We start from the raw sequence: 13,843 nt of genomic DNA, 5'->3' as shown, positions 1-13,843 counted from the left end.
CACTGCACTTTCTACAAATAAAAGACTGCATTTTTAAGAAAATTATCCGCTTTCAACAGGAAATAATAAAAAAACAAAGCAATTTCATTAGAAATCGCCTTGTTTAGGAGTTTTTGTTATTTTTTTGACGCTTTCGGTGCTTCTTTGACTTCTTTGTGAGCCGGAGCTAGTTCTTTTCCTAACTCGATCAAATACTCTTTCAAGCTGTCTTTGACTTCAGGGTGCACTAGACCATACTCGATACTTGTTTTTAAGAAACCGAATTTGTCTCCAACATCGTAACGCTTGCCGGTAAATTGATGAGCAAACACGCGTTGGGTTTTATTTAATGTGTCGATGGCATCCGTCAATTGGATCTCGCCACCAGCACCTGGTTCTTGATTGGCTAAAATATCAAAAATTTCAGGGGTCAGCAAGTAGCGACCAATAATTGCTAAATCACTTGGCGCATTTTCTGGCGCTGGTTTTTCAACAAAGTTTTTGACATTGAACAAGCCTTTTTCAACTTCCATACCAGGATCAATGATCCCGTATTTTGATGTATCTTCATGAGGAACATCCATGACAGCGATCGTTGATGCATGCGTTTTTTCATAATTATCGATCAACTGTTTCGTCAATGGTACTTGATCTTCCATCAAGTCATCACCTAGCATAACTACAAACGGTTCATTTCCGACAAATGCCCGAGCCTGTAATACGGCATGGCCTAATCCTTTCGGATGAGATTGGCGAATGAAGTGAAGATTTACGTCAGTTGTTTCTTCCACTAATTTCAAAAGCTCCGTCTTGCCTTTTTCTTTTAGATTCATCTCTAATTCTAAATTGGCATCGAAATGGTCTTCGATTGGACGCTTTGCTTTCCCTGTTACGATCAAAATATCTTCGATCCCCGATTGTAAAGCTTCTTCCACGATAAACTGAATCGTTGGTTTGTCAACGATCGGCAACATTTCCTTTGCCATTGCTTTTGTAGCTGGTAAAAATCGGGTACCTAGACCAGCTGCTGGGATAACTGCTTTTTTGACATTCATGTGACTCGCTCCTTTAATCATAATGATTGATCTACCGAAAATTCGTTTTCTTCTTTGCCGTCTCGCAGCATAATATCTTTCGCTGCTTGCTTGATGTCTTTGCCTTCATACAAGACCGAATAAATCGTTTCTGTGATTGGCATTTCCACCGACAAAGCTTCTGCTAATTCGCGGGCAGCTTTTGTGGTTGAAACTCCTTCAACGATCATTCCCATATTGTCTAATACTTCATCTAAGCTATGGCCTTTTCCTAATAGGTTTCCTGCACGCCAATTCCGTGAATGGATACTGGTACAAGTGACGATCAAATCGCCAACCCCACTCAATCCGATAAAGGTTAAAGGATTGGCACCCATTGCCACACCAAGACGACTGATTTCTGCTAACCCACGGGTCATGATCGCTGCCTTCGCATCATCCCCAAAGCCAAGTCCTGCGATAGCACCGGCACCAATGGCGATGATGTTTTTCAAAGCGGCGCCAGTTTCGACACCGATCACATCGTTATTCGTGTAGATTCTAAAGTAATCATTCATAAATAGCTCTTGTACATACTTAGCAGCCGCTTCATTTTCTGAAGCTGCCGTGATCGTGGTGATATCATGGACAGCGACTTCTTCTGCATGAGATGGTCCTGACAAGACCACGATTTCTTGCCGTTTATCAGCTGGGATCTCTTCGGCAAGTACTTCTGAGATTCGTTTATGACTGCCTTGTTCTAACCCTTTTGAGGCATGGATAATGACTGGCTTGCCGGTTGTTTTCTTAGTGAATTCTTGTGCCACGGCACGAATCGCTTTAGTTGGTACGACAAACAAGACGGCATCTGCCCCTTGGATCGCCTCTTCTAAATCTTTACAGCCTAGAATATTTTCAGGAAGCTTCAGATCTGGCAAGTAATGCCGATTCGTATGATACGTATTGATTTCATCGATTTGGGCGGGATTGTTCCCCCAAATAGTCACTTCATGTCCATTTTCAGACAAGACTTGTGCCAAAGCAGTCCCCCATGATCCGGGACCTAAGACGGCGATTTTCTGTTTCACTATGGAAACCTCCTCTATCCTTTTCGCAAATTCATGCACTTCATCATTTTACCATAAGTTCGATAAAATAACTGTTTAGATAATCGCTTGGTTCTTACCAAAGCTGCGGTTGTAATCCTTTAACGCTTGTTTTTTCCTGCGCCAGATCATTAAAGCGATCGCTCCGAAGAACAATAAAGCGGAAAGTGCCTGTGACACACGGATTCCACCAAATAAGTATAAACTATCGGTACGCATTCCTTCAATAAAGAAGCGCCCGAATCCATACCAAATCAAGTAGCTCAAGAAGACTTCGCCTTCTTTTAATAACCCAGTTTTCTTACGCAAGAAGATCAAAACGATAAATCCAATCACGTTCCAAACCGATTCATAAAGAAAGGTCGGCTGCCGATACGCTTCATCGATATACATATTATCGATAATAAATTTCGGTATATACAAACTTTCTAAGAAGGAGCGGCTGACTTCAGCGCCAAATGCTTCATGGTTCATAAAGTTGCCCCAACGCCCGATGCCTTGTGCCAATAAGACACTTGGTGCGGCGATGTCTAAGAAGGTCCAGGGAGAAATAAAATTTCGTTGGCAGAAAAAGTACAGCCAGATCCCTCCGGCGATCAGTGCGCCGTAGATCGCGATCCCACCAGAGCGAATATTGAAAATTTGACTTGGGTCATCAATGTAGTATTGCAAGTCAAACAGAATATAATAAAGCCGCGCACCAATGATCGCTACTGGCAATCCAATCAACATAAAATCAGTCACATCATCTGGCTTGAGCCCGACACGAACTGCCTCTCTCGTGCTTAACCACATAGCAATGATCACGCCTGATACGATAATGATCGCATACCAATAAATCGGCAAACCAAATAGTTCAAATGCGACTCGATTTACTAAACCTAACATCTATCTTATCCTCTCTAGTTTCCAGAATTTTCTTCGATCAATTGCGTCAATCGATTTTCAAAGGTCTTCGTTGCATCGTAGCCCATCGTTTTCGCTCGGAAATTCATGGCAGCGACTTCGATAATGATCGCAACATTTCGACCAGTTTTTACGGGGATCTTGATTTGTGGTACATCGACGCCACCAATTTCAACCGTCGTATCATCGGTTCCTAGTCGATCATACTTTTTGTCTTTCGCCCAAGCTTCTAAATACACCGCTACTTGAACCTGCATATACCCTCGTACGGCACTGGCACCAAAAAGATTCATGACATCGATGATCCCGATTCCGCGGATCTCGATCAAGTGCTGCAAGATTTTCGGCGGTTCCCCTACCAAAGTCAATTCATCTTGCTTATACACGTCCACCCGATCGTCAGCGATCAACCGATGCCCACGTTTGATTAACTCTAAGGCTGTTTCGCTTTTCCCAATTCCGCTATCGCCTTGAATCAAAACACCTAGCCCATAGACATCCACTAATACCCCATGGACACTGGTTCTTGTGGCTAAGCGCCCATCGAGGAAACTAGAAAGCTCTCCTTGCAAACGTGAGGTTGAGATGGGCGAACGCAAAATTGTGATCTCATGCTCTTTGCAGGCTTGAATCATTTCTGCTGGTACTTCCAAGCCGCGAGAAACGATAAACCCTGGGGTATCCTCGGCACACATTTTGCGCATCACCATCAAGCGTTCTTCTGGCATCATCCGTTCCGCAAAGGTGATCTCTTTGCTGCCGAATAATTGCAGACGATCATGGGAATAGTAATTAAAATAACCCGTCAATTCCAAACCAGGTCGGGAAATATCGCCGGTAATGATTTCTCTTTCTAAACTGTTTTCAGTTCCTTCAACTATCTCTAAATTTAAAGCCTCCGCCAGCTCGCTGACTTTGACGGTTTCTGCCATAGGTTTTCCCTCTTTTCTCAATGATTCTTGCCGCTGTTTCTTGTAAACGACACTCTGGTTCTATTTTATCATTCTATCAGTAAAGTTACTACCTTCGCCAATAGAAGTCCTCATTCTTTTTCGTTTGTGTTATTATTTTACTAAGGAGGGATTTTTAATGAAATTTTCAGCATACAAGTATCAACGCCCTGATTTTCCAGTTTATCAAGAAACATTCAAAAAAGCATTAGCAAACCTTCAGTCAGCCGATACCTTCTCGGAGGCGAAGCAAGCCCTTGATGCTTTGAACGAACTAAGAGGAACGATCGATACCGCAATGAACTTGGCTTCGATCCGCTATTCGATCGATACCAACGATGCCTTTTATGAAGCAGAAGACACTTTTTGGAATGAATACCAGCCTCATTTTGAAGCTCTGGATTTTCAATTCTATCAAGCACTCCTGGCTTCACCTGTCTTAGATGAATTAAAAGCCGAATATCCAGAAACACTTTTTTTATTTGCCGAAAGCCGTGTGAAGCTTTTTGATGAGGCCTTGATCGAATTGTTTCAAAAAGAAAACCAATTGGCTTCTGATTACAGCAAATTGGTCGCTTCTGCCCAAATCGACTTCCAAGGACAAACCTATACCCTCGCACAACTGCGACCATTTACCGAAAACAAAGATCGCAGTGTTCGAAAAGAAGCGTTTGAAAAACAAACGGCTTTCTTCACGGAAAATGAAGACCGTTTTGATCAAATTTATGACGAGATGGTCAAGGTTCGTACCGAGATCGCCCACAAGCTCGGCTTTGAAAATTATGTTGCCTTTGCGGACACCCAAATGAATCGTTGGGACTATGATCGTTCAATGATCGAGACCTATCGTCGGGAAATTTTAGAAAAAGTCGTCCCAATTACCCAAAAACTGTACCAAAGACAGGCGCAGCGTAATCAATTGACTCAGGCAACCTTTACCGACCTGCCGCTTGTTTATCCTAGTGGTAACGCAGAGCCTAAAGGAACTCCTGAAGAACTAGTAGAAAAAGCCCGTGTGATGTATCAGGAACTATCCCCTGAAACTGGCGAATTTTTTGATTTTATGGTCGAGCATGACCTACTTGATCTACTAAGCAAAAAAGGCAAACAATCTGGCGGCTATTGTACGTTTATCCAAGACTATCAATCGCCATTTATCTTTGCCAACTTTAACGGCACTTCTGGTGATGTCGATGTTTTGACCCACGAAGCTGGCCACGCGTTTCAAGCCTTTCGCTCTCGTTGGATCAAAGAACCGGAAATTCTCTTTCCCAATTATGAGTCTTGCGAGATCCATTCAATGTCGATGGAGTTTATCGCCTGGCCATGGATGGATGCCTTTTTTGAAGAAGAAACAGAAAAATACAAATTTGCGCATCTTGCTAGCAGCCTGCAATTTTTGCCTTATGGCGTTTTAGTGGATCACTTCCAACAAGACGTTTATGAGCATCCTGAGTGGTCACCAGCACAGCGCAAAGCCCATTGGCGGGAATTAGAGCGCCAATATTGCCCAGAACGGGATTATTCAGAATATCCAGACCTTGATCGTGGCTTGTATTGGTTTAGACAAGGGCATATTTTTGAATCACCTTTCTATTATATCGATTATACATTGGCGCAAGTGTGTGCGTTCCAATTTTGGTATCGATTCATCGTGGCAAAAGACGAAACCGCTTGGCAAGATTATTTGGCCATCTGCGAAGTCGGCGGCACGAAAACATTCCTTGAGATCTTGTCTCTTGCTCATTTGCGTTCACCTTTTGAAAAAGGGGCGCTTGATGAGACGTTACAGGCAGTAGATACGTACCTTGCTGCTATCAAAGAAGAACAGTTAAACTAAAAAAAGACGTTTCCGTTTCTCCACTAGCTTCATAGCTAGTGGGAGAAAACGTGAAACGTCTTTTTAACGTGAATATTTTTCGATATGGTGTTCGGTCACGATCATATTGATTACTGACATGATCAGTGCCACTAATAGCGCTGCCCCAAACGAGGAGAAGCCGAAGTTGGCTGACCCAACAAAATATGAAGTCAAATTCAGCATGAGCGCATTGATCACAAAAGTGAAGAAACCAAGCGTCAGTAAAGTCAATGGAAATGAAATGACGATCAGAATTGGTTTAATCAAAGCATTCAGGATCGACAGTACGAAACTGGCGATCACTGCAGTCATAATGCTTTGAACATGGATCATATTTGGTAATAGAACCGCCAATGTGACAAACGTCAGTGTATTCATGATAAGCCGTTGAAAATAAGACACTAGAAGTCACTCCAGTCCTCATCCTCCACCTTTTCCGCTTCTTTACGGGGACGATTTGCTTCATTGTATTTGTTTTGCTTGTAGTAGTGATTGTCGTGGCCATATCCTGAGGTACTCTTGCGACCAGAAGGAATCAAGACCGCCATGATGATATATAAAGTGATTCCAGGAAACGCAGCAGTCACTAAAGATAGAAAGACATAGATCACGCGAACGATGGTTGGATCAATTCGCAAGTATTCTGCCAGCCCCCCTAGAGTACCTGTAATGACAACGTTATTGGCTGATTTTGTTAATTTTTTGTTCATTTATCTACACCTTCCTTCTTTTCTTTAATGAGTGTAAACCCAGCGATTCTTATTTGTCTGTATCTTTGATAAAGACATTTCCTGTTGTTGTGGATAGATCAATTTGAGCGACTTTATCGGCAACCCGACGGAATTGCAATAGTTGGTTTAGGCGTTCTTTTTTCTCACGCACAACTTCCATCTCGCTTAAACGATTGTTGATGCTACCTAAACTTGTTTTTGCGATCCCTTCAAAACCGATTCCTGTCGGTAATGCTACTTTGACATTCCCATTTACAGAGCTGGCGTTTAATTTTTGGACCGTTTCTTCTTTGTAGGTCACACGGATGTTGCCGTTAACTAAAGAAATGCCGGTATTTTGTGGCGTTGCTGTCAACGTAACGTCGCCGTTCACCGTTTCAATAATGGCATCTAAAATCTCACCCTCTTGAACAGTGATCGTTCCATTCACGCCTTCAATCTCTAACATCGATGCGTTTACTTTGCGGAAATCGATATTGCCGTTTGTTGATTTTGTATAGACATCTTTCGCATCCAATTCATTGAATGTAACATTGCCGTTCAACAATTTCACTGCAACATGATCATAGGTACGTTTTGGCAAGTAGAAAACGAGATCGGCACGAATGCGTTTGTTGGGAATTTGGAAAGAGATGCGTTCATCATCGACATTGATTTGGCTTCTTGCTTCAAAAGCATCGAAAGGCTCCGCCGCATCCATTTTACCATATAGTTTGATTTTGGCATCTACTTTGACACCTGGTTCATCCCATAATTGGAAGGAAACATTGCCGTTTGCCAATTTCACATCGATCAATGTCGCTGCCGTTTCATCATAGCTGAATGTGTGCTCAAATTTTGTCGCTGCAACACCAGGAACTTTCAAGTTGATGTCTTTCCATTCCATGTTGTCATTGACTGACTCTGTCACTGCCCGAACCGTTTTCTTCAAGAAGTGTCCGAAGTGTGTGCTGGCATCGACCATTTTTTCACTTACTTGGTTAAAGGTGTCAGTCGCTTGCTCTTTCCAATCCTCTGGAATATCTAATTTTTGAGAAATTTTTTCTTTTGTTTGAGACCATTGGTCTTTGCGAATATTTTTTAATTTTGCTTCCAATTCTGCTTTTTCTTCAGATAACCCATCTAAGGTTTCTTCCAAGGCAGTAATGGTCGCTTCTGTTTCGTGACGCGTAGCCAATTCATCTTCTGACAATTGATCCAACTCTTCTTTGGTGTTCAATTGCATCAGTGTTTCTTGTGCTTCTTTTAATTCTTCTTTGACGCCAAGAATTTCAGCATTGATTTCGTCCAACTCAGCAGATGCTTGGTTGGCTTCCGTTGCTAAACCATCGAGAATCTTTTCAAGATTTTCTTTGTCTTGCGCTTCGTTTTGACGAAGTTTTTCTTCGCTGTCAAACGTGAACATCTCATCGTCGTTTTCAGTATCATCAAATGGGCTTGTCGCATTCTTATCCGCGGTTACCTCAGCAGCAGCTTTGTTAATTTGTTTTTCGTCTTTGGCTTTTGCCATACCTTCTAGTAAATCCAAGGCTTCTTCTGTAGAAAGCACACCTTTTTTTACTAGATCCAATATACGTTCTCTTTCGTTCATGGAAATTGCCTCCTTCAGCAAATGTGTGATTGCAAGTTTAGCTTACGAACCTATTATGCCTTGTTTTTGCAAAAGTGTCATAGGTCTTAAGTACCAAGTTTTTCTCAATCTGCAGATTGGCAAGCAAAACCGACACTTTTTCTTCATTCCTCTAGGCTCAAAACGATCTTCCTATTATTAACAGTACCACGAAAAACCAATAGAAACAAAAGTTTCAGCTAGTAGCAGTCTTAAGGAATAGGCCTGCTAGAGTAAATGAGCGATTGCTCCTTTCACTGCAGGTCAGCAACGAAAAGAATAGACGGCTCAACTAGTAAATTTCAGGGACGATAGAATCGATTTCCATTGGCCATCTTTATGGAGGAGCCATTTTCTAATTTGCCTATCCTGTTCACGTCATCGATTGAAGCGATTCTTTCAAATCAAAAAGACCGCCGAGAGAAGTTGCTCCTTAAAGGACAACTGCTTTCGACGGTCCGTCCCATCTCTTTTAAAAGAGATATGTGATCAAGAACCCAAGCTGGTTTCTTAAATCATTTCCGTACGGTTTGTATTCAATTCACTGATTTTTCCAGTAGCAAGATACACGATCCATTCACAAATATTCGTTACGTAGTCACCGATTCGTTCCAAGTATTGAGCAACGGATAAATAATCGGTCCCACTGACAACTGTTTCTGGATTTTCTTTCATACTCTCGATCGTTTTGTAATAAATGTCTTTGTAATATTCATTGACCCGATCGTCCATTTGAGCGATCATGCGGGCATCATCTTGATCAGTTTTTACATACGCCACTAAGACATTATCAACCATTTTTTTGACGTAATCCGACATATCTGAGATTTCTTTTTCGATTTCGGCGATCCGTGTTTCGCCTTTGACCCGAATCGTTGACTTCGCAATGGATACCGCATGGTCCCCCATCCGCTCCAAGTCAGAGCTGGCTTTCATTACAGTAATGATCATTCGTAGATCGGTCGTTACTGGTTGTTGCAAAGCAATCATCTCAAAGCTCTTTTTTTCTAAACGAACTTCCATATTGTTGATCGCCAAATCATTTTCAATTACTTCCTGCGCAATTTCTTTGTCATGTCTGACATATGCTCGCACAGATTTATGAATGGCACTGCTGACTAGCATCCCCATTTCATAAAATTGATTGTGTAAATTTAATAATTCTTCTTCAAATTGTGTACGCAACATCCCTTTTCCTCCTAACCAAATCTTCCTGAGATATAATCTTCTGTTTCTTTTTTGCTTGGACTTAGGAACACTTTTTTCGTGTCATTGAACTCGATCAAGTTGCCGTCCAAAAAGAACGCGGTTTTATCTGAGATTCTTGAAGCTTGTGACATGTTGTGGGTCACGATGATCATGGTGTAGCGTTCTTTCAGTGCTAGAAGGGTATTCTCGATTTTCCCTGATGAAATGGGGTCTAACGCACTGGTTGGTTCATCCAGCAAAATGATTTCTGGATCGACAGCCAATACCCGAGCGATACAAACCCGCTGCTGTTGTCCACCTGATAAAGAAAGCGCACTTTGGTGAAGTTTGTCTTTGACATCTTCCCAGACAGAAGCTGCTTTCAGGCTTTCTTCTACCGTCTTATCTAGAATCGCCTTGTCCGTGACTCCTTTTAATTTTAACCCATAAATCACATTTTCGTAAATTGAAAAGGGAAAAGGATTCGGTTGTTGAAAAACCATCCCGATTTCTTTGCGCAAATCAACGATGTCTTGCTTTGGACTATAAATGTCTTTCCCTTTATAGACAACACTTCCTGTAATTGTCACACCAGGGATCAAATCATTCATTCGATTAAGAGAACGCAAGTAGGTCGATTTCCCACAACCTGAAGGTCCGATCATTGCAGTGATCTCGCCTTTTTTGATGGAAAGGTCGATTCCTTTTAATGCTTCTTTTTTTCCGTAGTATAAATGCAGATCTTTCGATGTAATAATTTCTTCTGCCATTGTTTTGCCTCCGTTTACTGATCGAATCGGCTCAGCCAAAATGACCGGATACGTAATCTTCTGTTGCTTTAATTTTTGGACGAGTAAATATCTTACGGGTCTCATCGTACTCGATCGCATTTCCTAAGTAGAAAAAGGCTGTATAATCGCTGATCCGAGCAGCTTGCTGCATATTATGGGTCACGATGATGATTGAATAGTCGTTTTTCAAGTTGATAAGAGTTTCTTCCACTGTCCCTGTTGAGATTGGATCAAGGGCACTAGCTGGTTCATCTAAAAGTAAGATATCTGGTTTCATCGCAATTGCTCGAGCGATACACAGACGTTGCTGCTGTCCACCGGACAATGCCAAAGCACTTTTGTCTAAGCTGTCCTTTACTTGATCCCAAAGTGCGGCTTGTTTCAAGCTGGTTTCGACTGCTTCATCCAGTTTCTTTTTGTTTCTTTCTCCATGACGTCGCAAAGCAAAGGCGATGTTGTCATAGATCGATTTACTGAAAGGGTTTGGTCGTTGGAAAACCATGCCGATACGCTTGCGCATTTCGAAGACATCGACTTCTTTTGTATTGACGTCGACTCCTTTATACATGATGTTTCCTGTGACTCTCGTGTTTGCGATCCCATCATTCATTCGATTCAAAGAACGCAGATACGTTGATTTACCGCAACCGGAAGGTCCGATCAATGCGGTGATTTTATTTTTTTCAAATTGTAGATCAATGCCTTTGATGGCTTCATTTGATCCATACCATACATGCAAGTCAGTGGTATAAAGCGCCACATCTTCTGGTTTATCGAAGGTAATGATATTTCGATCGTCCCAATTGTAATCGTTCATACTGTCATTCTCCTTATGCTGACGTCATTTTCTTGTACAACCGTTTGCCAGCTGCACGGGCGCCAAAGTTAAATAGCAAGACGGCAATGATCAATACCGCCGAAGCCCCGGCTGAAACTTGAGCGCCATCAGGCATCGTACCTTCTGTATTGATTTTCCAAATATGGACTGCCAGCGTCTCCGCTTGTCGGAAAAGACCGATCGGGCTGGAAACACTCAATGGATTCCAGTTTGTAAAATCAAGGGCCGGTGCACTTTGTCCTGCAGTGTAGATCAGCGCTGCCGCTTCACCAAAAATCCGACCAGAACTTAGAATGACCCCAGTCAAAATCCCTGGTGTTGCTTCTGGAACAATGATGCGTGTGACAGTTTCCCAACGGGATAAGCCTAAAGACAAGCCCGCTTCACGCTGCGTATAATGAATCGCTTGTAGAGATTCTTCCACATTTCTAGTCAATAGTGGCAAATTGAAGAAAGTCAATGCCAAGGCACCAGAAATGATCGAAAAGCCATAACCAAACTGGATAACAAAGACCAAGAAACCAAAAAGACCGACAACCACAGAAGGCAGTGAACTCAAGATTTCGATCGATGTCCGAATGATATCCGTCAACCAGTTTTTCTTCGCATATTCTGATAAGTAGATCCCCGCTCCTAAAGAAATCGGAAAACTAATGATCATTGTCACTAAAAGCAAGTATAGGGAATTGAACAATTGGATGCCGATCCCGCCACCTTCTTGATACGCTTTTGAAGAAGAAGTCAGAAACTCCCAATTGATATGGGGAATACCACGTACCAAAATGTACAATAGTAAGGAAGCCAAAATCAAAACAATGACTCCAGCAACAGCATACAAGACGCCGGTAGCAATTTTATCTGAACGTTTTGCATTCATTATTTCAATGCTCCTTTCTTCCCAATAAAGCGAATGACAATGTTAAATAGTAAGGACATCAATAAGAGAATCAAGGCTAATGACCATAGAACGTTGTTTTGGACTGTTCCCATGATCGTATTCCCAATACCCATGGTTAAGATCGATGTCAATGTTGATGCAGGTGTCACTAAGCTCGTCGGCATCAATGCCGCATTACCGATAACCATTTGGATCGCCAATGCTTCCCCAAATGCGCGAGCCATTCCGAATACAACTGCCGTTAAAATCCCAGGGACAGCTGCTCGTAAAACAACTTTATAGATCGTTTGCCAGCGTGTTGCACCTAAAGCTAAGGATGCCTCACGGTAGTGCCGAGGGACTGCCCGTAACGCATCGACAGTCATCGTAGTCACTGTCGGCAAAATCATGATAAATAGGACAAAGGTCCCCGCCAAGATCCCAAACCCTGTACCGCCAAAAACAGAACGGACTGCTGGTACAATGACAGACAAACCGATAAAACCATAAACTACAGAAGGAATACCGACTAATAGTTCGATGACGGGCTGCAAAATCTTCTCTCCGTTACGAGGGGAGATCTCCACCATAAAGACTGCTGCACCGATCGCAAATGGTGTTGCGACGATCGCTGATAGGAAGGTTACGAAGAACGAACCAAGGATCATCGGTAAAGCACCTACTAATGGTTGGCCATCAGGACCAACAGCACTTGGATTCCATTGCGTACCAAACAAAAAGTCGAAAACATTGACTTTGTCTACAAAGAATGTCGCTAATCCACGGCTAGCAACGAAATAAAAAATGGAGATCACAACCAATACAATCAACGCAATACATAGAAAGCTAACCAGCTTTCCTCTTTGTTCCATTCTTGCGCGCTTGGATTTTTTTGTTAACACTTCTTTTACATTTTCCACGAGGGTTCCTCCTCAAAAATCAAACTAAACTCATAACCATTAGTTTATCGGTTCAACATCAATTTCTGTTAAAGCTTGTGTAAATTTTGTGTAAAGATTACTCGACGATGTTGCCTTCCCAATCTCTTTCCACCTGCATGATGGAAATTGGAATATAACCCAGATCCCCGACGATATGCTCTTGTACTTCATCAGAAAGCATATATTCAAGAAATTCAGCGGTTAATCCCGTTGGTTCTCCTTTTGTATACATATGCTCGTAAGCCCAAACTTTCCAATCATTGGTCGTTACATTTTCAATCGTTGGTTGAACCCCATCGATCGAAAGGACGTTGACTTCATCTGTCACATAAGAAAATGCAACATAACTGATGGCGCCTGGTGTATCTGAAACGATCGAACGGACCATCCCACTAGAATCTTGCTCTTGGGAAGGAATCGCTGTTTCACCATCCATGATCCATTTTTCAAACGTACTTCTCGTGCCGCTTCCAGTCGCCCGATTCAACAAAACGATGGGCAGATCATTTCCACCAACTTCACGCCAATTTGTAATATTTCCTAAGAAGATATTTTTTAAGTCCTCTGTTGAAATATCCGTGATCCCGACGCCTTTGTTGACGATCGGTGTGATACCCACCGTTGCCACTCGGTGGTCAACGAGTGCATCCGCATCGATCCCTGGCTTTTCTTCTGCAAACAAATCAGAATTCCCAATATCGACTGCGCCTGCTTGGACTTGACTTAACCCAGTGCCGCTCCCGCCTCCTTGGACATTGATAAATCGCCCAGGATTTGAGTTTTGAAATTCTTCCGCAACGGTTTCTACGAGTGGCTGCAAGGCAGAAGACCCGACTGCTGTGATCGATTCTCCTCGATCTGCCCAGCTTGCACATCCTGAGAGTAAAATAACCAATCCGATGATAGGACTTAGAAGTTTTAATTTTTTCATCATAACGCTCCTTGTACTTTCGAAAGTCATTGATTGTAAAAATCAATTATTTTCATTTTACCATTAGTTGAAATCAATGAAAATTATTATTTGCTTTTTTTTCTTAAGCTGAGTCTGACCCT

Annotated in this window: 14 protein-coding genes; 1 reads left to right on the top strand and 13 read right to left on the bottom strand. The window is 42.2% G+C overall.

Features of this window, described 5'->3' with window-relative positions:
- Positions 1-116: 116 nt before the first annotated feature.
- The 4 genes from galU to hprK form a co-directional block, all read right to left on the bottom strand.
- Positions 117-1,034, bottom strand: a complete 918-nt coding sequence (gene galU, locus ACTW1R_RS06870) for a UTP--glucose-1-phosphate uridylyltransferase GalU (RefSeq protein WP_034858037.1) — start codon at positions 1,032-1,034, stop codon at positions 117-119.
- Positions 1,035-1,051: 17 nt separating this feature from the next.
- Complete coding sequence (locus ACTW1R_RS06865; RefSeq protein ID WP_142967238.1) at positions 1,052-2,080, bottom strand: NAD(P)H-dependent glycerol-3-phosphate dehydrogenase; 1,029 nt, start codon at positions 2,078-2,080, stop codon at positions 1,052-1,054.
- 75 nt (positions 2,081-2,155) lie between these two features.
- Positions 2,156-2,986, bottom strand: coding sequence for a prolipoprotein diacylglyceryl transferase (gene lgt, locus ACTW1R_RS06860; protein WP_010748008.1), 831 nt, complete (start codon positions 2,984-2,986; stop codon positions 2,156-2,158).
- Positions 2,987-3,000: 14 nt separating this feature from the next.
- Positions 3,001-3,936, bottom strand: coding sequence for an HPr(Ser) kinase/phosphatase (gene hprK / locus ACTW1R_RS06855; protein WP_005225790.1), 936 nt, complete (start codon positions 3,934-3,936; stop codon positions 3,001-3,003).
- Positions 3,937-4,093: 157 nt separating this feature from the next.
- On the opposite strand from hprK, the gene ACTW1R_RS06850 reads away from it, so the two are divergent.
- Positions 4,094-5,794 (top strand): M3 family oligoendopeptidase, encoded by a 1,701-nt coding sequence (locus ACTW1R_RS06850; RefSeq protein ID WP_270290436.1) that lies wholly within the window; start codon positions 4,094-4,096, stop codon positions 5,792-5,794.
- Between the two features lie 63 nt (positions 5,795-5,857).
- Here the strand turns inward: ACTW1R_RS06850 and ACTW1R_RS06845 are convergent, their stop codons facing one another.
- The 9 genes from ACTW1R_RS06845 to ACTW1R_RS06805 all read right to left on the bottom strand — a co-directional run bounded on the left by ACTW1R_RS06845 (position 5,858) and on the right by ACTW1R_RS06805 (position 13,721).
- Positions 5,858-6,217, bottom strand: a complete 360-nt coding sequence (locus ACTW1R_RS06845) for a phage holin family protein (protein ID WP_005225788.1) — start codon at positions 6,215-6,217, stop codon at positions 5,858-5,860.
- Positions 6,217-6,525, bottom strand: a complete 309-nt coding sequence (locus tag ACTW1R_RS06840) for a PspC domain-containing protein (RefSeq protein ID WP_010748006.1) — start codon at positions 6,523-6,525, stop codon at positions 6,217-6,219. The genes ACTW1R_RS06845 and ACTW1R_RS06840 overlap by 1 nt, the downstream gene beginning before the upstream one ends.
- Before the next feature lie 49 nt (positions 6,526-6,574).
- Positions 6,575-8,137 (bottom strand): daptomycin-sensing surface protein LiaX, encoded by a 1,563-nt coding sequence (gene liaX, locus ACTW1R_RS06835; protein WP_010748005.1) that lies wholly within the window; start codon positions 8,135-8,137, stop codon positions 6,575-6,577.
- Positions 8,138-8,665: 528 nt separating this feature from the next.
- Positions 8,666-9,343: a phosphate signaling complex protein PhoU gene (gene phoU, locus ACTW1R_RS06830; protein ID WP_005225785.1), complete on the bottom strand. Its 678-nt coding sequence runs from the start codon at positions 9,341-9,343 to the stop codon at positions 8,666-8,668.
- A gap of 11 nt (positions 9,344-9,354) precedes the next feature.
- Positions 9,355-10,113, bottom strand: a complete 759-nt coding sequence (gene pstB, locus ACTW1R_RS06825) for a phosphate ABC transporter ATP-binding protein PstB (RefSeq protein WP_005235379.1) — start codon at positions 10,111-10,113, stop codon at positions 9,355-9,357.
- Positions 10,114-10,144: 31 nt separating this feature from the next.
- A complete protein-coding gene (gene pstB / locus ACTW1R_RS06820) occupies positions 10,145-10,951 on the bottom strand; it encodes a phosphate ABC transporter ATP-binding protein PstB (protein ID WP_005225783.1) in 807 nt (268 codons plus the stop codon).
- Positions 10,952-10,964: 13 nt separating this feature from the next.
- Positions 10,965-11,849 (bottom strand): phosphate ABC transporter permease PstA, encoded by an 885-nt coding sequence (gene pstA / locus ACTW1R_RS06815; RefSeq protein WP_005225782.1) that lies wholly within the window; start codon positions 11,847-11,849, stop codon positions 10,965-10,967.
- The gene (gene pstC / locus ACTW1R_RS06810) at positions 11,849-12,769 is read right to left on the bottom strand and encodes a phosphate ABC transporter permease subunit PstC (RefSeq protein ID WP_005225781.1); all 921 of its coding nucleotides are present in this window, start codon (positions 12,767-12,769) and stop codon (positions 11,849-11,851) included. Before pstC ends, pstA begins: the two co-directional genes overlap by 1 nt.
- A gap of 97 nt (positions 12,770-12,866) precedes the next feature.
- Positions 12,867-13,721 (bottom strand): phosphate ABC transporter substrate-binding protein PstS, encoded by an 855-nt coding sequence (locus ACTW1R_RS06805; RefSeq protein ID WP_010748000.1) that lies wholly within the window; start codon positions 13,719-13,721, stop codon positions 12,867-12,869.
- Positions 13,722-13,843 lie beyond the last annotated feature (122 nt).

This window comes from Enterococcus sp. R12, assembly GCF_058135755.1.
Note: the sequence above shows the minus strand (reverse complement) of the source record. Positions and strands in the feature narration are given on the sequence as shown.